We start from the raw sequence: 26,443 nt of genomic DNA, 5'->3' as shown, positions 1-26,443 counted from the left end.
AAGGGGGGCTTCAGCCTGGTGCCTGAACACCCCGAATACCACCGGGATCGAGGGTCGGCCCCGGTCATGGTGGATCACTGCTTGGCTTTGACGATCTTGTCGATCACCGCATTGCTGCGCTTGATCAGCACATAGTCGGAGCCGATCTTGACCCACTGGCTGTCTTCGCCCGGCTGTTCCAGGCCATGCTTCTTGAAGTCCTTGATCACGTACTCGTCACGGATGTACTTGCGCGGCGCCCGACCGCCCTCTTCGAGTTCAAAGGTAGGATGATCAGGGTCGTGGGTGACGGCCTCATCGCTCTGATTGGCGTCCTTCTTGTTGACCTTGTTCTGGTACTGCGAGCTAGTGGGCTCCGAAGCGGCCTTGTCAGCAGCCGGCTTGACCGGAGTCATGGACTCGGGCGCAGCCTGGACTTGCAGGGCGCCTGCCAGCACGACGGTACCCAGCGCCATAGAGAGCAGCGATTGCTTGATCATGGGGGTGTTTCTCCTCTGCGTTCGAGGTTTTGACCCCAGCGCCGGAGGAAAAGCTCCACGAATACCTACGGTCGCGCCGCTGGTCTTACAACCGTTCGTCCTGGTCGGCCTTCACCAGGGTCAGCACCCGCGGCAACTGGCGCGAGCGCCCGGTGGAAAAGGCGTCCAGCGAGCAACTCAGCCGATAGGACTGCTGGCTGAGCCGCGAGGCCTCCTGGCGCAAGGTGAGGAAGTTGAGGAAATAGCGCTGGTGCTGGCGCTTGGCCTGGCTGCCACGTTCGAGCAGGCGCCGGGCTTCCGCCATGGCCACGATGTGGCTGTCGGTCACGTCCTTCATGCAACGGCTTCCTCGTGGCGATGACGATTATCGAACCTGTCCCTTCTCGACTTTAGCAGCCCGTCCGAACAGGGTGGTGAATCCTTGGACTTTTTATCGGCAAACCAGGACTGGCGCGCCTTGCGGCATCTCAGGCAGAGTAGCCCACCCCCTGGCCAGAGGTGCAGCCCCTTGGAACGCTGGAAGATTCTCGCCGGCCTGGTGAGCTTCACCTTTTTCATGGAAAACCTGGACGCCACGGTGATCGCCACGGCCCTGCCGCAGATGGCCCTGTCCTTCGGCCGCGATCCGGTGGACCTGAACCTGGGCATCAGCGCCTATCTGCTAGCCATCGCCGTGGGCATCCCGGTGAGTGGCTGGATCGCCGAGCGCTTCGGTCCCCGCCCGGTCTTTACCCTGGCCATCGGCGTCTTCACCCTGGCCTCGCTGCTCTGCGGGATGGCCCTGTCCCTCGAGCACTTCATCGCCGCGCGCATCCTCCAGGGACTCGGCGGCGCCCTGATGGTGCCCGTGGGGCGTCTGGTGGTGCTGCAGGTCACCGAGAAGCACGAGCTGGTGCGCGCCATCGCCCTCATCACCTGGCCGGGCCTGGTGGCCCCCGTGCTCGGCCCGCCCCTGGGTGGTCTTATCACCACCTATGCCGACTGGCGCTGGATCTTCTATCTCAACCTGCCGCTGGGGTTGATCGCCCTGTTGCTGGCCTGGCGCCTGGTGCCCGCCGACCTGCCGACCCAGCGCCATCCGCTGGACTGGCGCGGCTTCCTGTTGCTGGGTGGCGCCTGCGTGGCTTTCATGTGGGGCGTGGAGCGCCTCGGCCAGAACCATGGCAGCCTGGGCGCCAACCTGGCCTGGATGGGCATAGGACTGATCCTCGGCACCAAGGCGGTGCGCCACATGACCCGGATCGAACGCCCGCTGATCGATTTTGGCACACTGCGCATCCCCACCTACCGCGCCGCCATCCTCGGCGGCGGCCTGTTCCGCGTCACCATCGCCACGGCGCCCTTCCTGCTGCCCCTGCTGTTCCAGCTGGCCTTTGGCATGGACGCCTTCCAGGCCGGCCTGCTGCTCCTGGCGCTGTTCGCCGGCAACCTGGCGGCCAAGCCCTTCACCACCGCCACCATGCGCCGCTTCGGTCTACGCACCATCCTGACCGTCAACGGCCTGCTCAGCGCGTTCAGCCTGCTGGCCTGTGGCTTGCTCACCCCGGACTGGCCCTTGCCGGCGATCCTGCTCCTGCTGTTCTTCAGCGGGGTGTTCCGCTCGCTGCAGTTCACCGCCAGCAATGCCCTGGCCTTCGCCGATATCCCCAAGTCGCAGCTGAGCCACGCCTCCACCCTGTTCAGCACCAATTTCCAGCTGGCCATGGGCCTGGGCGTGGCCATTGCCGCCCTGCTGCTACGCGCCTCGATGGAGTGGCACGGCCACCTCGCCCCCCAGCTGGCGGACTTTCGGCTAGCCTTTTGCATAGTGGCCGTGCTCGGCATCCTGAGCACCCTGGATGCCTTCCGCCTGGCCCGCAACGCAGGCGATTCGGTCAGCGGCCATACCTCTGGAAGTTGACCAGGCGGACAGTGCTCGAGCCGATGTCGATTGGGGGTCAGGGCTTACCGTCTTACCCGTGTTTACCGACCTGTTATGATGCGCGCCTTTTTCCGATCAGACCGGCGCGCACGAGGCATCCCATGCTGGAAAGACTCTTCCAACTCAAGGCCCACAACACCTCTGTCCGCACCGAACTGCTGGCCGGGGTCACCACCTTCCTGGCCATGGCCTACATCCTGTTCGTCAACCCGAGCATCCTCGGCGCCACCGGCATGGACAAGGGCGCGATCTTCGTCGCCACCTGCCTGGCCGCCGCCATCGGCTCGGCGCTCATGGGGCTCATCGCCAACTACCCCATCGCCCTCGCCCCGGGCATGGGCCTCAACGCCTTCTTCACCTACACCGTGGTCCTGCACCTGGGCCATACCTGGCAGGTGGCCCTGGGCGCGGTGTTCCTCTCGGCGCTGATGTTCTTCCTGCTGTCGATCTTCCGCATCCGCGAATGGATCATCAACAGCATCCCGCTTCCGCTGCGCTCGGGTATCGCCGCCGGCATCGGCCTGTTCCTGGCGCTGATCGCCCTGCAGACCGCCGGCATCGTGGTGGGTAATCCGGCTACCCTGGTGGGCCTGGGCGACCTGTCCAAACCCGGTCCGCTGCTAGCCATCCTCGGCTTCTTCCTGATCGTCGTGCTCGAGGCGCGCAAGGTCACCGGCGCGGTGCTGATCGGCATCCTGGTGGTCACCGTGATCGCCATCGCCCTGGGCGTCAGCGCCTTCGGTGGTCTGGTCTCCATGCCGCCGTCGCTGGCACCGACCTTCCTGCAACTGGATATCCGGGGCGCCCTGGACGTCGGCCTGATCAGCGTCATCTTCGCCTTCCTGTTCGTCGACCTGTTCGACAACTCCGGCACCCTGATCGGCGTGGCCAAGCGCGCCGGCCTGATGGGCAAGGACGGCCATCTGCCGAAGATGGGCCGCGCCCTGATCGCCGACAGCTCCGCCGCCATGTTCGGCTCGCTGCTGGGCACCTCCACCACCACCAGCTACATCGAATCCGCCGCGGGCGTCTCCGCTGGTGGTCGTACCGGCCTCACCGCCGTGGTGGTCGCGGTGCTGTTCCTGCTGGCGCTGTTCTTCGCCCCCCTGGCCGGTAGCGTGCCGGCCTTCGCCACCGCCCCGGCGCTGTTCTTCATCGCCGTGCTGATGACCTCGGGCCTGGCCGAGATCGAGTGGGACGACCTGACCACCGCCGCCCCGGTGCTGGTCACCGCCCTGGCCATGCCGCTGACCTACTCCATCGCCAACGGCATCGCCTTCGGCTTCATCACCTGGACCGTCATCAAGCTGCTGTCCGGCCGCACCCGTGAGCTGAATTCGGCGCTGATCGTGCTGTCGATCCTGTTCGTCATCAAGCTGGGCTGGTTCAACGCCTGACCCCTCCCCCCTCGGGGCTCCGGCCCCGAGGTCTCCCCGCCTCACCCTGCTCCGGATCTACCATGTCCCAACCTTCCTTCGTTCCCGCCGACTACCAGGCTCAACTCGACGCCAAGGCCGACCGCCTGCGCGAACTGCTGGCGCCTTTCCAGGCCCCCGAGCCGGAGGTCTTCGCCTCGCCGCTGCAGCACTACCGGCTGCGCGCCGAATTCCGCCTGTGGCGGGAGAACGAGGAACGCCACTACGCCATGTTCGCTCCGGGCGACAAGCGCACGCCGATCCTCATCGAGGCCTTCCCCATCGCCAGCCAGCGCATCAACGACCTGATGCCACGCCTCAAGGCCGGCTGGCAGGCGGACGTGGCACTGTCGTTCAAGCTGTTCCAGGTCGAATTCCTCACCACCCTGAGTGGCGACGCGCTGATCACCCTGGCCTACCACCGCCCGCTGGACGCCGCCTGGCAAGCCGCCGCCGAGCGCCTGGCCGCCGAGCTGGGCGTCAGCCTGATCGGTCGCTCCCGCGGCCAGCGCCTGGTGATCGGCCGCGACCATGTGCTCGAAGAACTGGACGTGGCCGGGACGACCTACCGCTATCTGCAACCCGAGGGCGGCTTCACCCAGCCCAATGGCACCGTCAACCAGAAGATGCTGAGCTGGGCCCACACCGCCCTGGGCGAGCGCGAAGACGATCTTCTCGAGCTCTATTGCGGCAACGGCAACTTCACCCTGCCACTGGCCAGTCGGGTCCGTAAGGTACTGGCCACCGAGGTGAGCAAGACCTCGGTCAACGCCGCGCTGCACAACCTGGCCAGCAATGGCGTGGACAACGTCACCCTGGTGCGTCTCTCCGCCGAGGAACTGACCCAGGCGCTCAACGAGGTCCGCCCCTTCCGCCGCCTGGCCGGTATGGATCTCAAGAGCTACCAGTTCGGCACCGTCTTCGTCGACCCGCCCCGGGCCGGCATGGACCCGGACACCTGTGAGCTGACCCGCCGCTTCGAGCGCATCCTCTATATCTCCTGCAACCCGGACACCCTGGCCGAGAACATCGCCCAGCTGCAGGACACCCACCGCATCACCCGCTGCGCCCTGTTCGACCAGTTCCCCTGGACGCACCACATGGAGAGTGGGGTGTTACTGGAGCGGCGTTGAGCGTCGAGCCAGCCCACGTGGAAAAGGCGGCGCCGTTTTCCACCCTACGCCGGAGCTGAGCGCCTCCTCTTTATTGGGGTCATGGAAACCACCGAGTCGTCGGTCGGGTTGAGACAGCTCCATCGTCGAAGCCCAACAGCTCCGGGCAGCGTTGGGCTTCGCTGTGCTCAACCCAGCCTACGAGAGGTCGCGGTGGCCGAAGGCGCCTCTCCTGCGGGTAGAGGGTCGCCCTACTCGTGAAACTCCGCTACCGTCTCGCGACGGCCATAGAGGAAGGCGTCGGCGACATGGCGCAGCGGGGCCACGTCCACATCGGAGCGGTTCTGGGCGACCAGTTCGGCGAAGCGGGCATAGAGGCCGGCGTATTCCTGGTCGGGGCCCTGGTGGGTCAGCTGGCCGTCCAGGTACAGCTCGCTGCCGCCCTTGCTCAGGGTCAGGCGGCCGCCATCGGTGTCGACGTGGATGTCCCAGGTCTGGGGGCCGGTCTGCAGGAAGTCGAAGTCGGCAGCGATGGGCACCCCGGCGCTGTCGACGAAGGCCAGTCGCGCCGCCACCGGGGTCTGGCAGTTGCCTGGCACCTGCAGCGTCGCCTCCTGGAGAAAGAACGGTCGCGGCAGGAGGGCGGTGACGATGGACAGGGCATTGATGCCCGGATCGAAGACGCCCATGCCGCCCGGCTCCCAGATCCAGGCCTGACCCGGATGCCAGACGCGCACGTCTTCCTTCCATTCGATCCGCACCGCCTGGATGCGCTTGCCTTCCAGCCATGCGCGGGCCGGCTGCACGCCCTGGGCATAGCGGGAGTGCCAGGTGGCGAACAGCGAAAGCCCTGCCACCTCGGCCTGGCGGGCCAGGGCATCCACCTCGCTCAGGGTCGCCCCCGGCGGTTTCTCCAGCATCACGTGCTTGCCCGCCGCCAAGGCCTCGCGGGCCTGTTCGTAGCGTACCGCCGCGGGCGCGCAGAGCGACACGGCATCGACGGCCGGGCCGTCTTCGAGCAGGGTGCTCAGGCTGGGATAGTGGGCGACGCCGTCGAGCTGGGCGTTGCGGCTGGCCACGGCGACCAGCTCGTATTCGGGATTGGCGGCGAGCGCCGGCAGGTGCTGGTCACGGGCGATCTTGCCCAAACCGACGATGGCTATTCTTATCATGATCGTCCTCGGTAGACGGTAGGAGTCCGCCGCCTAGGATCGGGCAATCATCACACCAAAGCAACAGCTTCGCGGTCGTTCTGCCGGCTCTCGCGCAACTCCAGCCAGCTGCGCAGATTGGCCCCTTCGCGGCCCTTGCGCCACATCAGCCAGGTGGTCGCCTGGGCGAAGCGCGCCTGGATCGGGTGGCGCTGCACCCGCTCGCGTCCGGGCAGGCTGTCGAGCATGGATTCCGGCATCAGCGCCACCCCGCCGGTGATCACGCAGGCCAGCATGCTGTGGTAGGACTCGATCTCCATCACCGGTCCGCTGGGCACCCCCGCCGCCGCGTACCAGGTGTCCAGGTAGCGACGATAGGAGCAGCCGGCGCGAAAGCCGAACACCGGGCGCCCGGCCACGTCGGCGGGTGAGCGCACCGGACCGAGCTCCAGCCCGGTGATCAGCACCAGGCGTTCCTCGAACCAGGGCTGGCCTTCCAGCGCCGCGTCGGGCGCGGGCCCGTCCACCAGGGCGGCGTCCAGGCGACCGGCCAGCAGGCCCTCCACCAGTTCGCCGCTGGGGCCGCTGTGCACCTGCAGATTCACCTTGGGATAGCGCTGGTGATAGCGCGCCAGTAGCCCCGGCAGATGAATGGCCGCGGTACTGAACATGGACCCCAGGACGAAGGTACCGGCCGGCTCGCCGCCCTGCACCGCGCTACGTGCCTCGTCGGCCAGAGCGAACAGGCGATGGGCGTAGTCCAGCAGGCGGTGGCCGGCGGCGGTCAGGTGCAGCCGCTGCCGCTCGCGCAGGAACAGCTCCACCCCCAGCTTGTCTTCCAGCTGGCGTAGGCGCGTGGAGAGATTGGAGGGCACCCGGTTGAGCCGCTCGGCGGCGCGCACCAGCGAGCCCTCTTCGGCCACCGCCTGGAAGATGCGCAATTCGGCGAATTCCATACCTTTCTCTTTATCTGAACACCTGTTTCTCTATTATTCGTTTTTATTGATCAACTTCAAGGCCTAGGCTGTCAGCATCCAAATGTGACCGGAGCCTTTTCGATGACCGCCACCACCCGCCTGCTGGCCTGCCTGCTGGCCCTGGCCACCGCCATGGGCATCGGCCGCTTCGCCCTCACCCCCGCCCTGCCCCATCTCATCGCCGAAGGTCAGATCGACCTCACCGGCGCCAGTCTGCTGGCCGCGGCCAACTACCTGGGCTATCTGCTCGGGGCCCTGGACGCCCTCTTCGCCCGTCGCACCCATGCGCGTCTGGTCGGAGGCCTCTGGCTCTGCGCCGGCCTGACCCTGGCCTCGCTGCTGGCCGATGGCCTGGCCGCCCAGGCACTGCTGCGCTTCGGTACCGGCCTGGCCAGTGCCTGGGTGCTGGTAATGGTGACCGGTCTGAGTCAACCCCTGGCCGCCGAGGCCGGACGGCCACGCCTTGGCGCCCTGGTCTTTACCGGTCCCGGGGTGGGCATCCTCATCAGTGGCCTGATGGCCCTGGTCAGCAATCGCCTGGGCGGCGACTCCAACCAGCTGTGGCTGAGCTACGGCCTGCTCGCCAGCGTCGCGACCCTGGCGCTGCTGCCCCTGCTGCCGCGCCGGGGCCCCGCCCCCCCGCTGCCGACCACCGCCGCGACGCCGGCCAAGCGCTCGCCGGCCTTCAACCGCTTGATCCTGGCCTATGGCCTGGTGGGCGTCGGCTACATCCTGCCGGCCACCTTCCTGTCGCAGATGGCCGCCAGCCGCTTCCACGGCCAGTGGCAGGCCGATCTCTTCTGGCCCGGCTATGGACTGGCGGCGGCCCTGGGCGTAGTGCTGGTGAGCCTGAGACGCCCGGGCACCGAAACCCGCCGCTGGCTGATCGCCACCCTCTGGCTGCAGGCCGCAGGGGTGCTGCTCTGCCTCTTGCCGGGCAGCCTGGCGCTGTTCCTCGGTGTGCTGCTCTGTGGCGGCCCCTTCCTCGCCTGCATGCAGCTGGTGATGCAGTACGGTCGCGAGCTGGCGCCGGCCACGCCGCAACGCAACGCCGGGGTACTCACCGCCAGCTTCGCCAGTGGCCAATTGCTCGGTCCGCTGCTCGGCGCGGCCAGCAGTCATTTCGCTGGCGACCTGCAACCGGCCCTGGTGATCGCCGCGCTGGGCCTGCTGTTCGCCGGGCTGCGCCTGAGCCGCGCCAAGGCGTCGCTGCAGCGCTGCGTCGCCTGAATCGTTTCCGCTGCGGCCTTTCGTCACAGAAGTAAAACTGGGTGGCTCCTTGTTTTGAAATGTTTCGCCGTTCCTGAGTACAGTGACCGCCGCGCCTCATAGAGGAGGCGCCTCAGGCGCTCGCCACCCACCCTACAAGGAATACAACACTCATGATGAAGGCCTCCGATCTGGTCGTTCGCTGCTTGGAAAACGAGGGTGTGGAATACATCTTCGGCATTCCCGGCGAAGAGAACCTGGACCTGCTGGAATCCCTGCGGCGCTCCTCGCAGATCAAGCTGATCCTGACTCGCCACGAGCAGTCCGCCGGCTTCATGGCCGCCACCTACGGCCGCTTCACCGGCAAGACCGGGGTCTGCCTTTCCACCCTCGGCCCAGGGGCCACCAACCTGGTCACCGCCGGCGCCTACGCCTACCTGGGCGGCATGCCGATGCTGATGCTGACCGGCCAGAAGCCGATCAAGAAATCCAAGCAGGGGCGTTTCCAGATTCTCGACGTGTGCCGCATGATGGCGCCGCTCACCAAGTACACCCACCAGTTCGCCTCCGCCGACAACATCCCGTCGCGCATCCGCGAGGCCTTCCGCCTCGCCGAGGAAGAAAAGCCCGGCTCCGTGCACCTGGAATTGCCGGAAGACATCGCCGACGAGCACACCGAGAGCCTGCCGGTACCGCCGAGCCTGAGCCGCCGTCCGGTCGCCGAGGCCAAGGCCATCGCCGCCGCCGTCTCCAAGCTGGAAAACGCCCGCAGCCCGGTACTGGTGCTGGGCGCCGGCACCAACCGCAAGATGACCGCGCGGGTGCTGCGCCAGCTGATCGAGAAGACCGGCATCCCCTTCGTCACCACCCAGCTCGGCAAGGGCGTGGTCGACGAGCGCCATCCGCGCTTCCTGGGCAACGCCGCCCTCTCCGCCGGTGACTTCGTGCACCGCGCCCTGGAGTCCGCCGACCTCATCGTCAACATCGGCCACGATGTGATCGAGAAGCCGCCGTTCTTCATGACCCGCGGCGGCACCGAGGTCATCCACATCAACTTCCGCTCCGCCGAAGTCGATCCGGTGTACTTCCCCCAGGTCGAGGTGGTCGGCGACATCGCCAACGCCATCTGGGAGATCAAGGAACGCATCGAGGTCCAGCCCACCTGGGACTTCGACCGCCTGCTGCACATCCGCGAAGCCAACGAGGCCCATGTCGCCGAAGGCGCCACCGACGACCGTTTCCCGGTCTATCCGCAGCGCCTGGTGGCCGATCTGCGCAACGTGCTGCCGTCCGACGGCATCGTCGCCCTGGACAACGGCATCTACAAGATCTGGTTCGCCCGCAACTACAAGGCCTACATGCCCAACACGGTGCTGCTGGACAACGCCTTGGCCACCATGGGCGCCGGCCTGCCGTCGGCCATGGCCGCGCGCCTGGTCCATCCCAGCACCCCCATCGTCGCGGTCTGCGGCGACGGCGGCTTCATGATGAACAGCCAGGAGCTGGAAACGGCGGTGCGCCTGAAGATGAACCTGGTGGTCATCATCCTGCGCGACGACGGCTACGGCATGATCCGCTGGAAGCAGGCGCAGATGGGCTTCGAGGACTTCGGCCTGGACTACGGCAACCCGGACTTCGTCCGCTACGCCGAAAGCTACGGCGCCTACGGCCATCGCGTGGAAAGCGCCGCGGCCTTCGCCCCGCTGGTGCAGCACTGCCTGGACACCCCCGGCGTCCACGTCATCGATTGCCCGGTGGACTACTCCGAGAACGACCGCATCCTGCACCAGGACATCAAGGAACGCAGCGCGGCGGTCTGATCCAGTAGCCTAGCCCAATGAAAAACGCCCCGCCCCTAAGGTCGGGGCGTTTTTCATTGCGGCCGAAGATAGGCAACCCGTCTTCTACGACACTCATCCACCGCCAATATCGTCAAACCAATAGACAGGAAAACGCTGTAAAATCAAACAGATAAGATATGGGATCACTTGCAATCCTGCCGAATATCCAGGTAATCACGCAGCCTATCGTCCGGATTCGAATATTGCGGCGATTCGAGTTCTATTAGGCAGCCCTTAAGAATCGTGGTCGCGGATGCGTCCATCCTTGAGCCATCGCCGCCTGCTCTTCCCTCGACGCGGTGACGGATCGAGAGCCAACGCCACGACGATTCCTTGGGGCCAATCCGTGGTTACCCGCACAAGCTGCCAAGCGCCCCTTCGCACCGACCGGTCCTGCCGGCCGGCTGACAAATCGACAGAGGCTGCCGTAACCGCGAAGCTCGAGGCGCGAGGCCTTCAGGCCCGCACCTTCCAACGCTCCGCTATCCAGGTAGTCCACATGCAGCAAGTTGGCTGGAATCCACTAAGCAATATAAGCGTCAGGGCCAAGCTGGGCCTTGGCTTCGCCCTGCTCATCGGCATGATCCTGCTGGTGGCCTACACCGGCTGGTCAGCCACCGATACCCTGCGCGATCGCAGCGAGCGCATGAACGATATCGCTGGCTACAGCAGCCTGGCCCGCGACATGCGCATCGAGCGGCTGGTGTATCTCACCAAGGCCGATGACGCCCAGGCGGCCAAGTGGCTCGCTGCCCTGAACAAGATCGAAGGCCAGTTGCAGGCCATCGTCCCGCACTTCAATTCGCCCGTGAACAAGGCCTTGCTCGACGAGACAGGGACGGCGCTCAAACGCTATCGCGACTTCTACAACCAGACGATCACCGCCACCCGCGAGCGGGAAGCCATCCGCAAGGTCGCCACCAGCGCGGCCGAGGCCGCCAACGCCCACCTGCTCACGCTGGCCGAAGCGGTGAATGGCGAGACCGGTCGCCCTGCCGACCGCCAACAGCTGACGGCACTCTTCATTGGCGTGCAGCGGATGAGAGTGGATTTCCGTGGCTATGCCAACGCACCCGGCAAGGACAGCGAGCAGACGGCGCGCAACTCCGTCAACGATGCGCTCACCCAGGCCAAGGCGCTCAGCGCCACGGCACTGCCGGCCGAGACCGTGCAGAAGTTGCTCGGTGAAATCTCCGGCTACCAGCAGCGGCTCGACCAACTGGCGGCGGCACAGGCGCGGGTGGACCAGGCACAGGGCGGTATCACCACGACCATTACCACTCTGCTCGGCATCGCCGACAAGCTCACCGCCAGCCAGCAGGAATTCCGCACGGCCGACGTGGCCGGTGCCCGTCAGCTGCTGTTGATCTGGTTGGCCGTCGCCATCGCCCTGGGCCTGGCCTGTGCCTGGCTGATCACCCGCTCCATCGTCAAGCCCTTGCAAGACACCGTGGCCTTGGCCGAGCAGGTCGCCAACGGTGACTTCACTCATCAGCAGCAGGTCACCCGCAAGGATGAACTGGGCGCCCTGCAGACCAGCATGCAAGGCATGACCGGCAACCTGCGGCGCCTGATCGGCGAGGTACGCGACGGTGTGGTCCAGGTGGCCAGTGCCGCCGAGCAGCTGTCGGCGGTCACCGAACAGACCAGCGCCGGGGTGCAGTCGCAAAAGGTCGAGACCGACCAGATCGCCACCGCCATGCAGGAGATGACCGCCACCACCCACGAGGTGGCGCGCAACGCCGGGGACGCGGCCAAGTCCGCGCTGGAAGCCAGTCGCCAGGCCCTGCAGGGCGAGCAGTCGGTGAGCAAGGCGGTCGACCAGATCGAGGTGCTGGCCCGGGAAATGGAATCGACCAAGACCGCCATGGCCACCCTGCGCGATCACGCCGACAGCATCGGCGGCGTGCTCGACGTGATCAAGGCCGTTTCCGAGCAGACCAACCTGCTGGCGCTCAATGCCGCCATCGAAGCCGCCCGCGCCGGCGAGGCGGGACGCGGCTTCGCCGTGGTCGCCGACGAGGTCCGCGGCCTGGCCCAGCGCACCCGCTCCTCGACCGACGAGATCGCCCAGCTCATCACCGGTCTGCACCAGAGCACCGATCGCATGGCGACGGTGCTCGACCACAATGTGCAGCTGACCGAGAGCAGTGTCGGCCTGTCCCGCGAGGCGGGCGAGATGCTCAAACGCATCACCCGGTCGGTCAAGGACATCGAGTCGATGAACGAGCAGATCGCCTGCGCCGCCGAACAGCAGAGCTCGGCCGGCGAAGAGATCAGCCGCAATGTCACCAACGTCCGCGACATCTCCGACCAGACCGCCGCCGCCAGCGAGGAGACGGCCTCGTCGAGCATGGAGCTGGCCCGCATCGGCGTACGCCTGCAGGAGATGACGGCGCGCTTCAAGGTGTGATCCTGGCGGGCGACCAGCGGCTCCTGGCGCCCGCCGCCTTCCCTCACCCCGGTCCCCTCCCCAAGGGAGAGGGGGCGCCAGGGATGGACGCCCGGAAGGGTAGAAGATGGCGCAGCCTTTCCACGCGCAGGCATCCGTATGGTCAGGACGACCCATCGACTACCCCGGGGCACCGCTGCCGTCAACGACCTCCGCCATCGCTGACGAAATAGGCGGCACGGTCCGTCCCACGCGGTAACCGCTCCAGGGCCCGGGTGATCAGACCGATGTCCTTGGCCGCGTCGTAGCCCAATCGTCGTCTGTTGCTTTCGGAGGACAGCAAGGTGGTGAGCTCTGCCGGCGCCAACGTGAGGCAGCCCTTGTAGATCTCGCGGAACTTGAGGTTCTCGCGCTCGACGTCCTCGAACGCCTGCTTGGCCTGGTCCGGCTTCATGTAGCCGTTGACGGCGATGGCCGCCGCGGCCGGATGCAGGAGAAAGCTGGAGAGCGGCGCGGCATAACGATCTTCGGCCGCACAGTAGATCATGGTGGCGGATGAGTCCGTCGCGGCGGCGTCGATGGTATTGATGTGCAGCGGATAGCGGCGGATGAACTCGTAGGCGACATAGCCCGCCTCCATGCTGCCGCCAGGGCTGTTGAGATAGAGATTGACGTTCTTGGTGGCGGGATACTTGAGGGCGATGTCGCTCAGGGCAGCCAACAGGGAGCTGACCGAGCGATCGTTGATACCGCTGTTGAAGTACACCGACGCGGTGTCGGCGGAAGCGCCAACGCCCTCTCCGCGGATGACGGTCATCTCGGCGGAGGCCTCCGTCAGGCAGCCTGCGGTCAGCAAGGCCAAGGCCCCGGCGGACAATCGCTTCGCCACGTTCGAACGTCCCATCCCTGCTCGCTCCCAGGTCGGCAACCGGCCAAAGACCTGAAACGCTAGAGCGTGAGACTTAAGATCGGCTTAAGGCAGGGCGACCTCCCTGGATCGCCGCGCACTCAGTCCTTTTTCAGCAGTCCTGCCAGCCCGGCGAAGGGATTGTGGGTGGCCTGGGCCACCTTGGGCGTGCTCAGCGAGCTGTCGCTGAAGTACTGCTGATCGGTGTAGCGGCTGTGCTCGTTGTCGTGGCAGTACAGGCAGAGCAATTCCCAGTTGGAGCCGTCCTGGGGATTGTTGTCGTGGTTGTGGTCACGATGATGCACGGTCAGCTCACTCAGGCGCTTGCCGGCGAATTCCCGTGCGCAGCGACCGCAGACGTGGGGATACATCTTCAGCGCTTTTTCACGATAGCCGCGTTCGCGCTCGCGCTGGGTCTCGGCGAGGATTCGATCCAGCTTCGAGGTATCGGTAGCCATGCTGCACCCTCAGGGTCTAGGAGAGGCAGCCAGTATAGCCTGCGCCCGGTGTCCTGACATCGCGCCAGGACACCGGGCGCGGTAGCGTCAGGGCTGCGCCGACGGGTTGCCACCCTCCCCCTGGAACTCGGCGAAATACTGATCCGCCATGGCACGCAGCGAGCGGCCGATGTTGGCGTACTCGTATTCGTTGAGGTTGGCGAGGGACACCCGGGCGGCCGGTTGCTGGGTGCCGAAGCCCTTGCCGGGCAGGAGCACGATGCCGGTCTCCTTGGCGATGCGGAACAGCAGGTCGCCACTGCTGAACTTGGCCTTCACCCAGGTGGCGAAGGCGTCGCCATGGAGCTTGCGGGCCAGGTCTTCCAGATCCAGCAGGGTGTAGTAGTCGACAGCGTTGGGATCGCTTTCGGGAGGGACCCCCAACTCACGATAGAGAGCGGCTTCCCGACGGCGGACCAGTTTCTTCAGCTCGGTCTTGTAGCCGTCGCTTTCGTCCATGAGGGCGAATAGGGCGAACAGCACCATCTGCACCTGCTGCGGAGTGGAGAGCCCGGCGGTGTGGTTGAGCGCCACGGTGCGGCTGTCGGCGACGAGCCGATCGAGGAACTTGAGGCTGCGCACGTCCGGCAGCAGGCTTCCGTAGCGGCGGTCCAGGGAGGCCTTGGTCTCCTCGGGCAGTTCGGCCAGGGCCTGGTCGAAGATGTTGTCCTTGTGCGCACCTATCACTCCCAGGCGCCAGCCGGTGGCACCGAAGTACTTGGAGAAGGAATACACCAGCAGGGTGTTGCGTGGGCAGGTGGCGAACAGCGAGCGAAAATCGTCGGCGAAGGTGCCGTAGACGTCATCGGTGAGGATGAAGAGGTCCGGACGCGACTCGGCGACGAGGCGCGCGACGGTGGCCAGGCTGCGGTCGTCCATCTTGACCGAGGCCGGGTTGCTGGGGTTTATGCAGAAGAAGATCTTGACTGCAGGGTCGCGAAGCTTGTCGAGCTCCGCATCCGGGTACTGCCAGTTGGCATGGGGGTCGGCATGGATGTGCACCTGCTCCAGACCGAACTCCTCAAGTTCCGGGATCTCGATGTAGGGGGTGAACGCCGGCATGCCGATCGCTACCTTGTCCCCACGCTTGACGACCCCGTTCTGCTGCAGCGAATGGAAGATGTAGGTCATGGCCGCCGTGCCACCTTCCACTGCGAAGAGATCGACGGAACCCGCCGGCACGTAGCCGCCGATCATTTCCTTGACGATGTAGTGGCTGACCACCTGCTCGGACACCTTGAGCATGCGCGGCGGGACCGGATAATTGGCGCCAAGGATGCCCTCCACCATCTCGTGAAGAAAGGCCGAGGCCGAAAGCCCCAGCTGGTCACGCACGTAACTCAGGCTCTTGGCCAGAAACAGCACCCCGGGCTGGTCGCGGTGTTCGGCGGTATAGCGCTCGAACCGCGCCTCGATGCCGTCAATCTGCGGCAGGCCGCCCACGCCATGGGGCATGTAGGAATAGGAAAGTTCGGCCTCATTGGCGGCGAACAGACCGAGACGGAAGAAGGCCCTCCGCGGCAGGGTCGCCAGGAAGTTGGGATTGCCACGCCCGGCGTTGAGCATCAGGCGATTCTCGCTGCCCGAGGCGAGTTTGATCAGTTCGTCCTTGAGTTCGAACGGACTCAGCTTGGCGTACTGGGCGTAATCGTCTTGAACGTCGCTCATGACTTGCCTCCTTTGGTTAGGCGAAGGCCACGACCAGTGGCCCGAGCAGGGTGAGAAACACATTGGCCAAGGCATAGGTGACCGCGAAGGGCACCGTGGGGATGGAGTTGCCGGCCTTGTCCAGCACCTCGCCGAAGGCGGGATTGGCGCTGCGCGCGCCGGCGACTGCCCCGGCGAACAGCGCCAGGTTGCTGTAGCGCAGCACATAGCGGCCGACGAGGATGGTGATGACGATGGGCACGACACACACCACCACCCCGATCAGGAAGATGGAGAGGCCCTGGGTGGCGATGGTCTCCACCGCCTGGCGTCCGGACTGCAACCCCACTACCGCTACGAATCCGGCCAAGCCGAGGTCGCGCAACAGCGTCGAGGCCGGCAGCGGCAGGTTGCCGCGGGTCAGGTGGCGACTGCGATACCAGCCGAAGGCGAGGCCGGCGATCAGCGCGCCGCCGCCGCTGCCCAGGGTCAGGGGGATGGCCCCCAGGCGGACCACTATCAGGCCGATGAGCAGGCCAACCGTCAGGCCGAAGCCATGGAAGACAAAGTCGGTCTTGTCGCTGGGGACCACGATGGAGCCGACCTGCTGGGCGACCCGCTGAATGTCGTCCGGGGTACCGTAGAGGGTGACCAAGTCGCCCGCTTCGATGATGGTATCGCTGTCCAGCGACAGCGGCCGGCCGGCGCGTTTCACGCCGACCACATAGACGCCATGGCGCAGGGCCTGGTTGGCCGCCTGGCGGATCTCGGCCACGCTACGGCCGATGAAGGTAGGGTTGTCGAGCGTCACGTCGCGCTGCACCACCACCACGTCCATGTCGGGTGAGGACTGCAACTCGGCGCCCAAGCGGGCGGCGATGGCCACCACCCCGGCGCGTCGTCCCACCACCAGGACCACGTCACCGGCCTCCAGTACGGTGCTTGGCGACACGCCCACCAGGGCGCCGCCGCGCTTGATGCGCTCGATGGTGAGGGTGGCCTGAGGATCGCCCTGACCGCTGACCTCCAACTGCTCCACGGTCTGGCCGGCCGCCTGGTCGATGCGATAGAGCCGTCCCACCAGCGGCGGGATGGCCGGCAACTCCCCCGGGCCGTAGACCTTGGCGCCAGCCAGGAGCTCGGACTCGGCCTTGGTTGCATCGTCCCGGATGCTGCGCTTCATGAACCAGGGCAGCACATTGACGCAGAGGATGATGGCGCCGAAGGAGCCGAAGATGTAGGTCACGGCGTAGCCAACCGCGACGTTGCCTTGCAACGTCTGGATCTGCGCCAGCGGCAGGTCGAGCTTGGCGATGGCGGCGCTGGCGGTACCGATGATGGCGGACTGGGTCATGGAGCCGGCGGCGATCCCAGCGGCGATGCCCTTGTCGAGGCCGAAAAGGCGGGCGCAGGCGATGATGGTCACGAGGCCGCTGAGGGCCATCACCGCCGCCAGGACGATCTCGCGCAGGGATTGCCGCCCCAGGGAACGAAAGAACTGCGGCCCGCTTTCGAACCCCACGGCGTAGATGAACAGCGCGAAGAGCACCGATTTGATGCCGTTATCGATACTGATGCCGACCTGGCTGATGACCACCGCCACCAGTAGGGAGCCGGCGACCCCGCCCAATTGGAACTTGCCGAACTGGATGCTGCCGACCCAGTAGCCGAGGGCCAGGGAGAGGAACAGGGCCAGTTCCGGTGCCTGATTCAATATCTGCTGCAGGTGTTCCATTGAGGCTGCCTTCGTCCAGGGATCCAAGAGCGGAACGAGGTGAAGGGGTATCCAGCCTGGCCTTCGAACTGCCTGGAGAACCGCGGCTCCACCCGCTACGCCGCCTGTGCCCTACAGGAGTCTCCTGACAGCAAGGGCGGCCTGCCGACAATAGTCAAGTTATATGAAGACTTATGTCAGCAGGACCCAAAAAACCTAAGCACAGCATTCCGGAGCTGTCAAAACAGTGGACCTATCCGAAGGGTTCACCCATGAAGGAGGCATTTGGGCGAGGAATCCATTTGCCGTGGCGAGCGCCGGAGGAGTCTTAGGCCACGCCAGGAGTGATCTTCCAGAAACGAACAGCCCTGCGTGAACAGACCGCCGCCAGCCATGCCGTCGCCCGCACCCTGGAGCGCCTGGCGCAGATGGCCCAGCAGAACGGCGAGACGGTCAAGACCGCCGTATCCCTGGATGCCATGGCCAATGAACTGCAGCGGCAGGCCGGCCAGTTTCGCTGTTGGCGCTGGAGACCCGCGGTCTTCGCCACGAGACCTTGAGCGCTCCCGCCAGGGGTCCATGGCCGGGGGCGGGCTGCTGACACACGCTGCAACATTTCCCAAGCGCAACGGTCACAAAGGCGTCTCCCTCAAGGCCTGCGCCCTGCATGAAAACCCCTCGTCCGGTCGATCGTCTCCCTCGTCTCAACCAGCTGCGCAATCTGAAAATGGCCCGTTCCGCCCACGCCTACGTGCGCGGCAGCACGGTGCAGTTCTATGAGTGGCTGCACAGCCAGCCTGGCCGCAGTCTGCCCACTGGGCCGGCGGTGTGGATCTGCGGCGACTGCCACGCCGGCAACCTTGGCCCTACCGGCGATCTGCACGGCTCTACCGACGTCAATATCCGCGACCTGGATCAGACCGTGGTCGGCAATCCGGCCCACGACCTGGTACGCCTGGCGCTGTCGCTGGCCACGGCGGCGCGCGGCTCCGACCTGCCGGGGGTGACCACGGCGCGGATGCTCGAAGAGATGATGCGCGGCTACGAAGTCGCCTTCGAGGACGATCTCGAACGCGAGGTGCCGCGACCGGCCCAGGTCAAGGCCGGGATGCGCAGCGCGGTCCAGCGCACCTGGAAGCACCTGGCCAAGGAGCGCATGGAAAACACCCGCCCCAAGCTGCCGCTGGGCAAGCACTTCTGGACGCTGAGCAAGGCCGAACGTCAGGCCACCGCCGAGTTGTGCGAGACGCCCGGCATCCATGCCCTGGTGACCTCGCTCAAGGGCCGCAGCCACGACAGCCGCGTCGAACTGCTCGACAGTGCCTACTGGGTCAAGGGCTGCAGCTCCCTGGGGCTGCGCCGCTACGCCGTGCTGCTGGGCGTGGACGACGGCGATGACCAGGATTACTGCCTGATCGACGTCAAGCAGGCGGTGGCCGCCGCCGCCCCGCGCGTGGCCCATGCCACCATGCCCCGGGACAACGGCAAGCGCGTGGTGGAAGGCGCCCGCCAGCTCTCTCCGGCACTGGGCAATCGCATGCTGGCGGTGCGCCTGCTGGATCACTCCTTCTTCATCCGCGAACTGCTGCCCCAGGATCTCAAGCTGGAGCTGGACGAACTCAGTGCCCGCGAAGCCATGAGCGCCGCGGCCTACCTGGCCCGGGTGGTCGGCCGCGCCCATGCCCGGCAGATGGACCTGGCCACCCGCGTGGAGTGGATGCGCGATCTGCAGCGCAATCGCACCCGCACCCTGGATGCCCCATCCTGGCTGTGGAGCAGCGTGGTGCAGCTGGTGGGCGCCCACGAGATGGGCTACCTCGCCCACTGCCGCACCTATGCGCTGGAGCATGCGCAGGATTGATCAGGTAAGGGCTAGATTTCCAGACAGGCACTCCACTTAGCCACTTGCGGACCACAACGTAATGTCCTTGTACCGCAAATGATTTAGGAGAGTGGTAGCGAGAGCTTTGGCACTAGCTACCACTCTTCCCCTCCTTTTGCCCGTCCTGCCAATTTCTGCGGCAGACAATGCCATACCGCACTTAAACTTCTATTTTTACAAGGAGGTTTCAGTGAAAAGGACGGTCATTCTCTTGGCTGCGTTGTTGGGCGGCTGCAGCATAAAACAGCAGGTGGCTCCAGCCGAGCTGTCCGGGGCAAGTTCTTCCGAGATCTGTACTATCCCTGCGGCAGGGCTTAGATCGGGCTTCAATACGACCTATGTCGATGCCCTGCAGCAGAAAGGATTCAAGGTCAGGCCATTACCGGCTGGTTCGAATCCCGCCGAGTGCGACCTTTCCACCACCTATACCGGAACTTGGGGTTGGGATCTGGCGCTATACATGAAGTTCGCGGATATCCGTGTATTTCAGAATGGACGTCAAATTGGCCAGGCTATATACGACTCACGCTGGGGCTCGGGCCGACCAGACAAGTTCATCAACGCCGAAAACAAAATCAACCAGCTTGCAAACGAGTTGTTTCCCCGCGGGGCCGACGAGCTCGCCCGCGGGTATCAGGTACCCTCTTCAGTATCGGCGCCTAGCACCTTGTCCAAAGAGGCCCGGATCCAGGCTCTTCAAGGTCAGGGGTGGTCTTATGAAGAATACTCGAGACGTTATCGGGAAATCATGGCCCAGTGATACTTCGTACTCGGTCATTGCTCAATCAGAAAGGCACCTTGAGTAGATGTCGGACGAGATGCAGGTAGTGACCATGAAACGCTGCTTTCGCCCCCCCATTCCCGCGCTCTTCGATGTCGCACGTTATCTGGACGCTGCGGTATCCGCACACCACGCGGGCTATGCAATGGACGCTGCAAGGTTGCTCACGCTCGCTGACTGTCAGCTTTCGCGGCAATGGCTGGAGTCCATTTGGGGCCGAGCCAGTCCTTATGTGACGGTAACCAAGTTGCCGCCCTTACCTATCACGATGCCTATCAAAGCCAGGATGCCCACTAACGCCCAGATCCGCAGCCTTCATGAGCGCGACGGCTTTCATTGCCGTTTCTGTGGACTACCTGTGATTCGCGCGGAAGTTCGGAAGAAGGCGGTCGCGCTGTATCCCGAGGCCGTCAGCTGGGGCAGGACTAATGCCTCCCAGCATGCGGGTTTCCAGGTGTTATGGGCTCAGTACGATCATGTCGCGCCCCACTCCGCAGGCGGTACCAACGAGCTGGATAACCTCGTCGTGACCTGTGCTGCCTGCAACTTTGGCAAGATGTCCTATCGCTTGGAGGAAATTGGCCTGCTGGACCCGAGAGAGTTTCCGATCGTGGTCAGCCATTGGGACGGACTGGAGCGATTTTAGGCTTTCCCAGGCCATAAATTCGAGGTGAACGGAGACTCTTACTAACTCGCAAGGTCCGATTCTGCACGTTCCTGAACAAGGCTATACTCCGCCCATGCCCTCCTCCCCCCGTCCCGGTTTCGTCTCCGTCCGCGGTGCCCGCGAGCACAATCTGAAGAACGTCGACGTGGACATCCCCCGCGATGCCCTGGTGGTCTTTACCGGGGTGTCCGGCTCGGGCAAGTCGTCGCTGGCCTTCGGTACCCTCTACGCCGAGGCTCAGCGCCGCTACTTCGAATCGGTGGCGCCCTATGCGCGGCGGCTGATCGATCAGGTCGGGGTGCCCCAGGTGGAGGCCATCGAGGGTCTGCCGCCGGCGGTGGCCTTGCAGCAGCAGCGCGGCCAGCCCAACAGTCGCTCGTCCATGGGCAGCGTGACCGGGCTCTCCAGCCTGGTGCGGATGCTCTATTCCCGCGCCGGGCGCTATCCGGCCGACCAGCCGATGCTCTATGCCGAGGACTTCTCGCCCAACACGCCCCAGGGCGCCTGTCCCGCGTGCCACGGCCTGGGCCGGGTCTACGAAGTCACGGAAGCCTCCATGGTGCCGGATCCGTCGCTGACCATCCGCCAGCGCGCCATCGCCGCCTGGCCCACCGCCTGGGGCGGGCAGAATCTGCGGGACATCCTGGTCACCCTGGGCTATGACGTCGACACCCCCTGGCGCGACCTGCCCCAGAAGCAGCGCGACTGGATCCTCTTCACCGAGGAGCAGCCCACGGTGCCGGTCTATGCCGGCCTCACCCCTGAGCAGACCCGCGCCGCGCTCAAGCGCAAGGCCGAGCCCAGCTACCAGGGCACCTACACCGGCGCGCGGCGCCATGTGCTGCACACCTTCGCCAACTCCCAGAGCGCCAAGATGAAGCAGCGCGCGGCGCGGTTCATGATCGGCCAGACCTGCCCGCTGTGCCACGGCAAGCGCCTGACCCGGGCGGCGCTCTCGGTGACCTTCGCCGGCCTGGACATCGGCGAGCTGTCGCGCTTGCCGCTGGACGACCTGAGCGTGCTGCTGCGCCGGGTGGCCGCGGGCGATTTCGACGAAGCCAAGGACAAGGGCGTGCTGGACGCCAAGGCCGGTAAGCAGGATCGCGCCCGGCGCAAGGCCGCCGGTGGCAGCGATCACGCCAGTGCCCCGGACGTACGCCGTACCCCCGATCTCTCGCCGGAGAAACGCCTGGCGGCCCAGCGCATGGCCGGCGAGTTGCTGGAACGGCTGCAGACCCTGACCCGCCTGGGGCTCGGTTACCTGGCACTGGAGCGCAGCACCACCACCCTTTCCTCCGGCGAATTGCAGCGGCTGCGGCTGGCGACCCAGCTGGTGTCGCAGCTGTTCGGCGTGGTCTATGTGCTGGACGAACCCTCCGCCGGTCTGCATCCCGCCGACGGCGAATCGCTGCTGGAAGCCCTCGACGGCCTCAAGGCCCAGGGCAACTCGCTGTTCGTGGTGGAGCACGACCTGGCCACCATGAAGCGCGCCGACTGGCTGGTGGACGTCGGCCCCGCGGCCGGCGAAGGTGGTGGCCGGGTGCTCTACAGCGGCCCGCCCGCCGGTCTGGCCGAGGTCGAGGAATCGGTGACGGCGCGCTACCTGTTCGCCGCGCCGCAACGCGAGACCCGGCCGCCGCGCGAAGCCCAGGGCTGGCTGTGCCTGGCCGGGGTCACCCGCAACAACCTCGAGGGGCTGGACGCCGCCTTTCCCCTGGGCTGCCTGACTGCCGTGACCGGCGTCTCCGGCTCGGGCAAGTCCAGCCTGGTCAGCCAGGCGCTGCTGGAACTGGTCGGCGCCGAACTGGGCCAGCGCGCCGCCGAAGAAAGCGACGAGACCCCGGAACTGGACGGCGACGCCCTGCCCGCCACCACCGGCCAGGTGGTCGATGGCCTCGGCGGCATCCGCCGGCTGGTGCCGGTGGACCAGAAGCCCATCGGTCGGACCCCACGCTCGAACCTGGCCACCTACACCGGGCTGTTCGACGGGGTGCGCAAGCTGTTCGCCGCCACCCCCGAGGCCCAGGAACGCGGCTTCGATGCCGGACGCTTCTCCTTCAACGTCGCCAAGGGCCGCTGCCCGACCTGCGAAGGCGAAGGCTTCGTCAGCGTTGAGCTGCTGTTCATGCCCAGCGTCTATGCCGCCTGCCCGACCTGCCAGGGTGCGCGCTACAACCCCGAGACCCTGGAGGTCCGCTGGCAGGGCAAGACCATCGCCGAGGTGCTGGGTATGACGGTGGACGAGGCCCTGGCCTTCTTCGCCGCGGAAGCGACGGTGGCGCGCGCACTGCGGGTGCTGGTCGACATCGGCCTGGGCTATCTGCGCCTGGGCCAGCCGGCCACCGAACTGTCCGGCGGCGAGGCCCAGCGCATCAAGCTGGCCACCGAGTTGCAGCGCACCAGCCGTGGCACCACCCTCTATGTGCTGGACGAACCCACCACCGGCCTGCATCCGGCCGACGTGGAGCGCCTGATGCGCCAGTTGCACGGCCTGGTCGACGAAGGCAACACGGTGGTGCTGGTGGAGCACAACCTGCAGGTGGTGGCCGGCAGCGACTGGCTGATCGACATCGGCCCCGGCGCTGGCACGGCGGGCGGGCGCATCGTCGCCAGCGGCATACCCCGCGCGGTGGCGGAGGATCCCGCGAGCCCCACGGCGCCCTATCTGCGGCCCCTGTTCGACTAGCCTGCCAGCGGTGCCACGCTGCGGCGGCAGGCCGCCAGCACCAGCAGGGAAGCCACCGCCGCCAGGGCGCCGAACTGGAAGGTGGCGGCGGAGCCGAGGAAGTGCCAGAGCGCGCCGGCGATGCTGCTGGCCAGCAACAGGGCGATGCCACTGACCAGGTTGAACAGGCCGAAGGCGGTGCCGCGCAGCTCGGCCGGCGCGGTGCGGGCGACCATGGCGGCGAGCAGGCCCTGGGTCATGCCCATGTGCAGACCCCAGAGCACGACACCCAGCGCCAGGCCGGTCCAGCCGTTGCTGAAGGCCAGCGCCAGGTCGGCCAGGATCAGCAGCACCAGACCCCAGGCCAGCAGCGCGCGATGACCGACCCGGTCGGACAGCGCCCCCAGCGGATAGGCCGACAGCGCGAACACCAGGTGCATGCCCACCATCACCAGCGGCACCAGCGCCAGGGGTACGCCCACCTGCTCGGCCTTGAGCACCAGGAAGGCTTCGCTGAAGCGCGCCAGGGTGAAGACGCCGCCGAGCAGCGCCACCTGCCAGAAGGCCGCCGGCAACTTGCGCAGCTGTCCGCGGGTGAGCGGATTGGTGCGTGCCTGGACGATGGCCGCCTTGGGTTCGTCGAGACCGAAATACAGCAAGGCCACGGCGATGAAGGCCGGGATCACCGCCACCCAGAACACGGCGCGGAAATCGTTGGCCCAGAGCAGCATCAGCCCCACCGCCAGCAGCGGGCCGAGAAAGGCGCCCAGGGTATCCAGCGACTGGCGCAGGCCATAGGCGGCACCACGGATCTCCGGCGGCGTGACGTCGGCCACCAGGGCATCGCGCGGTGCCCCGCGGATGCCCTTGCCGATGCGATCCAGGAAGCGCGCGCCGAACACCAGGCCAGCACCGCTGGCCAGGGCGAACAGCGGCTTGCTCAGGGCGCCCAGGCCATAGCCCAGCACCGCCAGGCCCTTGCGCCGGCCCAGGTAGTCGCTGAGTACCCCGGAAAAGATCTTGGTGATGAGCGCGGTCGCCTCGGCCACCCCTTCGAGGATGCCGATATAGAGCACGCTCAGGCCCAGGCCGGTGGCCAGGAACAGCGGCAGCAGGCTGTGGATCATCTCCGAGGAGATGTCCATGAACAGGCTCACCCCACCCAGAATCCAGACCCCGCGGGGTATCCGTCGCCAGCTCGTCATCGTCACGCCCCTGCCCCCTCGATCCTGTCCATCCCTGCCTGGCGGCAGGCAAACCGGTCGAAAGTAGCATGACGATCACCCGAGTCTCTACGGAAGAGACATCCCTGGTTACACTGGGCACCGCTCTTTTCCTCGAGGCCATCCCATGAAAACCCTGCTGGTCATCGGCATCGGCGCCGGCGATCCCGACTACCTCACCCTCCAGGCCGTCGCCGCCCTCAATCGCGCCAGTACCTTCTTCCTGTTCGACAAGGGCACGGAAAAGGACAGCCTGATTCACCTGCGCGAAACCATCTGCGCCCGCCACATCCGCCAGGCGGACTATCGCTTCGTCACCGCGCCCATCCCCGAACGTCGCCGCGAAGGCGACTACCGGCAGGCGGTGGGCGATCTCAACGCCGCCAAGCAGGCGCTGATGATGGAGATGATCGAGCACGAGCTGGCGGACGACGAGTGCGGCGCCTTCCTGGTCTGGGGCGATCCGGCGCTGTACGACAGCACCCTGCGTATCCTGGCGGCGATCCGGCGCGAGGGCCGGCTGGACTTCGACTACGAGGTGATCCCCGGCATCTCCAGCGTCCAGGCGCTGGCCGCGCGCCACCGGGTGCCGCTCAATCGCATCGGCCAGGCCCTGGAAATCACCCCCGGTCGGCGCCTGGAGCGCTTCCCCGCGCACCTGGACAGCCTGGTGGTGATGCTCGATTCCCACGAGGCCTATCGGCGCCTGGACGAGCCCGGCCTGCACATCTACTGGGGTGCCTACGTGGGTACAGCGGACGAGATCCTCATCGCCGGTCCGCTGCAGGAGGTGGCCGAGGACATCCATCGGGTACGCAGTGCCGCGCGTGAAGAGCACGGCTGGATCATGGATACCTATCTGCTCTGTCGGGGGCCGGCGGACGCCTGAGGGCTGTCCAGCCGTCGATCGAGATGAAGGGTCTGCCAGGGCAAGGCCGTCTCCCGCGCGACGACCCGGAAGCCCTGGTCGAGCCAGAAGGGTTCGGCCCCGGGCAGGAAGGGATGGGTGTGCAGATAGAGGCGCTCCACGGTATCTCGGAGCGCCTGGACCAGCAGCGCCGCGAACAGCCGTCGCGCCAGACCCTGGCGACGCTGTTGAGGCACCACAAACAGTCGCACCACCTCCACCACCCGCTCGCCGGGATAGGCCAGTTGGGGAAAGCGCCGGTCGTAGGGCCGGTAGGCGATGCTGCCGAGGGGCTCCCCGGCGGCGCCCCGGGCGATCAGCAGGCAACCGCGCCCCACGCCATAGTGGTCGGCGAAGCACTGTAGATCCCGCGGTACGGCCGTCGCCTCGAGCCGGCTACCGAACAGCTCACGATAGCTCGCCAGCAGAAAGCCCAGCGTCTCGTCATCCGCCACGCTGAGCCGTTCGAGGGTGATGGGTGGCGCTTCGCTCATGTTCCTGTTCGTCTCTTCAGCAGCGGCGAGGGCGCGACATTTCGGCGCAGGGCCGCGCCGGCCAGGCTGTGCATCGCCCGCGGCGATGATACAGTCACCCGCCATGATAACCGTCCGTTCCCCGCGCGCTTCGCTCGCCTGGATGCTGCTCGCCTGCATCCTGCTGAACGGACTCGTCTGCGCCCTGGGCCATGGCCAGATGCTGGCGCGGCTCACCCTGCCGGTCCCGCCGCCGCTGGCACAGGGGCACGAACATCACCACGGTCTGCACGCCCAGACCTCCCAGAGCGACATGGCCGGCATGCATGCAGGCCTGCCGGGTGGCAGCATGACCACCCTTTCCCCTACGGGTGACTGCGTCTTCGCCGCCACCCTGTTCCTCGCCAGCCTGCTGGCCATCGTCCTGCAATGGCTGCTGCGTCCAGGCGATCCTCATCGCCGACGCTACCAGAGCGCGCTGCCGCCCCCACCCCGCGCGCGACGCTCCACGCTCCATCCCCAGGCCCCCTGACACCCCGGCAACGAAAGACGGCTGTCCTCTCTTCTCGTAATCCCGCGCGTG

The 26,443-nt window shown here is 66.2% G+C and carries 23 protein-coding genes; 13 read left to right on the top strand and 10 right to left on the bottom strand.

The genetic code is table 11. The features are described 5' to 3' along the window. Positions 1–74: 74 nt before the first annotated feature. Positions 75–479 (bottom strand): RcnB family protein, encoded by a 405-nt coding sequence (locus tag RCF34_RS08625; RefSeq protein WP_183630946.1) that lies wholly within the window; start codon positions 477–479, stop codon positions 75–77. Positions 480–564: 85 nt separating this feature from the next. Then, entirely contained in the window at positions 565–816 is a 252-nt protein-coding gene (locus RCF34_RS08620; RefSeq protein ID WP_308707800.1) for a hypothetical protein, read from the bottom strand. A gap of 171 nt (positions 817–987) precedes the next feature. On the opposite strand from RCF34_RS08620, the gene RCF34_RS08615 reads away from it, so the two are divergent. The 3 genes from RCF34_RS08615 (at position 988) to trmA (ending at position 4,948) form a co-directional block, all read left to right on the top strand. Continuing rightward, entirely contained in the window at positions 988–2,379 is a 1,392-nt protein-coding gene (locus RCF34_RS08615; protein WP_308707799.1) for an MFS transporter, read from the top strand. A 122-nt stretch (positions 2,380–2,501) separates the two neighbouring features. Further along, positions 2,502–3,797 (top strand): NCS2 family permease, encoded by a 1,296-nt coding sequence (locus tag RCF34_RS08610; RefSeq protein ID WP_027602630.1) that lies wholly within the window; start codon positions 2,502–2,504, stop codon positions 3,795–3,797. A gap of 62 nt (positions 3,798–3,859) precedes the next feature. After that, complete coding sequence (trmA, locus tag RCF34_RS08605; protein WP_308707798.1) at positions 3,860–4,948, top strand: tRNA (uridine(54)-C5)-methyltransferase TrmA; 1,089 nt, start codon at positions 3,860–3,862, stop codon at positions 4,946–4,948. A gap of 230 nt (positions 4,949–5,178) precedes the next feature. On the opposite strand, the gene RCF34_RS08600 is transcribed toward trmA, so the two are convergent. Beyond that, on the bottom strand, positions 5,179–6,099 hold the full coding sequence (locus RCF34_RS08600) for a Gfo/Idh/MocA family oxidoreductase (protein ID WP_308707797.1): 921 nt from the start codon (positions 6,097–6,099) through the stop codon (positions 5,179–5,181). 50 nt (positions 6,100–6,149) lie between these two features. After that, positions 6,150–7,034: a LysR substrate-binding domain-containing protein gene (locus RCF34_RS08595; RefSeq protein WP_308707796.1), complete on the bottom strand. Its 885-nt coding sequence runs from the start codon at positions 7,032–7,034 to the stop codon at positions 6,150–6,152. A gap of 102 nt (positions 7,035–7,136) precedes the next feature. Between RCF34_RS08595 and RCF34_RS08590 the strand changes: the two genes are divergently transcribed. The 3 genes from RCF34_RS08590 (at position 7,137) to RCF34_RS08580 (ending at position 12,518) form a co-directional block, all read left to right on the top strand. Then, on the top strand, positions 7,137–8,285 hold the full coding sequence (locus RCF34_RS08590; protein WP_308707795.1) for a YbfB/YjiJ family MFS transporter: 1,149 nt from the start codon (positions 7,137–7,139) through the stop codon (positions 8,283–8,285). Between the two features lie 152 nt (positions 8,286–8,437). Then, positions 8,438–10,084: an acetolactate synthase large subunit gene (locus tag RCF34_RS08585; protein WP_308707794.1), complete on the top strand. Its 1,647-nt coding sequence runs from the start codon at positions 8,438–8,440 to the stop codon at positions 10,082–10,084. Positions 10,085–10,604: 520 nt separating this feature from the next. After that, a complete protein-coding gene (locus RCF34_RS08580) occupies positions 10,605–12,518 on the top strand; it encodes a methyl-accepting chemotaxis protein (protein WP_308707793.1) in 1,914 nt (637 codons plus the stop codon). 181 nt (positions 12,519–12,699) lie between these two features. Here RCF34_RS08580 and RCF34_RS08575 read toward each other — a convergent pair whose 3' ends face one another. The 4 genes from RCF34_RS08575 to aspT all read right to left on the bottom strand — a co-directional run bounded on the left by RCF34_RS08575 (position 12,700) and on the right by aspT (position 17,283). Continuing rightward, positions 12,700–13,314 (bottom strand): ATP-dependent Clp protease proteolytic subunit, encoded by a 615-nt coding sequence (locus RCF34_RS08575; RefSeq protein ID WP_308707792.1) that lies wholly within the window; start codon positions 13,312–13,314, stop codon positions 12,700–12,702. 191 nt (positions 13,315–13,505) lie between these two features. Then, a complete protein-coding gene (locus RCF34_RS08570; protein WP_017638989.1) occupies positions 13,506–13,862 on the bottom strand; it encodes a YajD family HNH nuclease in 357 nt (118 codons plus the stop codon). A gap of 87 nt (positions 13,863–13,949) precedes the next feature. Then, on the bottom strand, positions 13,950–15,569 hold the full coding sequence (locus RCF34_RS08565; RefSeq protein WP_308707791.1) for a bifunctional aspartate transaminase/aspartate 4-decarboxylase: 1,620 nt from the start codon (positions 15,567–15,569) through the stop codon (positions 13,950–13,952). Between the two features lie 16 nt (positions 15,570–15,585). Then, on the bottom strand, positions 15,586–17,283 hold the full coding sequence (aspT, locus tag RCF34_RS08560) for an aspartate-alanine antiporter (RefSeq protein ID WP_308707790.1): 1,698 nt from the start codon (positions 17,281–17,283) through the stop codon (positions 15,586–15,588). A gap of 323 nt (positions 17,284–17,606) precedes the next feature. Here aspT and RCF34_RS08555 point away from each other — a divergent pair, with 323 nt between their 5' ends. The 5 genes from RCF34_RS08555 to RCF34_RS08535 all read left to right on the top strand — a co-directional run bounded on the left by RCF34_RS08555 (position 17,607) and on the right by RCF34_RS08535 (position 23,278). Then, complete coding sequence (locus RCF34_RS08555; RefSeq protein WP_308707789.1) at positions 17,607–17,822, top strand: hypothetical protein; 216 nt, start codon at positions 17,607–17,609, stop codon at positions 17,820–17,822. A gap of 107 nt (positions 17,823–17,929) precedes the next feature. Next, positions 17,930–19,123, top strand: a complete 1,194-nt coding sequence (locus RCF34_RS08550) for a DUF2252 family protein (RefSeq protein ID WP_308707788.1) — start codon at positions 17,930–17,932, stop codon at positions 19,121–19,123. A gap of 211 nt (positions 19,124–19,334) precedes the next feature. Then, positions 19,335–19,904, top strand: a complete 570-nt coding sequence (locus RCF34_RS08545; RefSeq protein WP_308707787.1) for an Sbal_3080 family lipoprotein — start codon at positions 19,335–19,337, stop codon at positions 19,902–19,904. A gap of 46 nt (positions 19,905–19,950) precedes the next feature. Continuing rightward, positions 19,951–20,571 carry an HNH endonuclease signature motif containing protein gene (locus RCF34_RS08540; protein ID WP_308707786.1) on the top strand — a complete coding sequence of 207 codons (621 nt, stop codon included), beginning with the start codon at positions 19,951–19,953 and terminating at the stop codon, positions 20,569–20,571. 94 nt (positions 20,572–20,665) lie between these two features. Next, positions 20,666–23,278 (top strand): excinuclease ABC subunit UvrA, encoded by a 2,613-nt coding sequence (locus RCF34_RS08535; RefSeq protein ID WP_308707785.1) that lies wholly within the window; start codon positions 20,666–20,668, stop codon positions 23,276–23,278. On the opposite strand, the gene RCF34_RS08530 is transcribed toward RCF34_RS08535, so the two are convergent. Continuing rightward, positions 23,275–24,402, bottom strand: coding sequence for an MFS transporter (locus RCF34_RS08530; RefSeq protein WP_308707784.1), 1,128 nt, complete (start codon positions 24,400–24,402; stop codon positions 23,275–23,277). The genes RCF34_RS08535 and RCF34_RS08530 overlap by 4 nt on opposite strands. A 205-nt stretch (positions 24,403–24,607) precedes the next feature. Here RCF34_RS08530 and cobF point away from each other — a divergent pair, with 205 nt between their 5' ends. Next, a complete protein-coding gene (cobF, locus tag RCF34_RS08525) occupies positions 24,608–25,369 on the top strand; it encodes a precorrin-6A synthase (deacetylating) (protein WP_308707783.1) in 762 nt (253 codons plus the stop codon). Here cobF and RCF34_RS08520 read toward each other — a convergent pair. Then, positions 25,336–25,881 carry a GNAT family N-acetyltransferase gene (locus RCF34_RS08520; protein ID WP_308707782.1) on the bottom strand — a complete coding sequence of 182 codons (546 nt, stop codon included), beginning with the start codon at positions 25,879–25,881 and terminating at the stop codon, positions 25,336–25,338. The two genes, cobF and RCF34_RS08520, sit on opposite strands and share 34 nt — an antisense overlap. Before the next feature lie 103 nt (positions 25,882–25,984). Here RCF34_RS08520 and RCF34_RS08515 point away from each other — a divergent pair, with 103 nt between their 5' ends. Next, positions 25,985–26,392, top strand: a complete 408-nt coding sequence (locus RCF34_RS08515) for a hypothetical protein (RefSeq protein WP_308707781.1) — start codon at positions 25,985–25,987, stop codon at positions 26,390–26,392. The last annotated feature ends 51 nt before the right edge of the window (positions 26,393–26,443 follow it).

This window comes from Pseudomonas sp. 102515, from assembly GCF_031085165.1.
Taxonomy (GTDB): Bacteria; Pseudomonadota; Gammaproteobacteria; order Pseudomonadales; family Pseudomonadaceae; genus Chryseomonas.
Note: the sequence above shows the minus strand (reverse complement) of the source record. Positions and strands in the feature narration are given on the sequence as shown.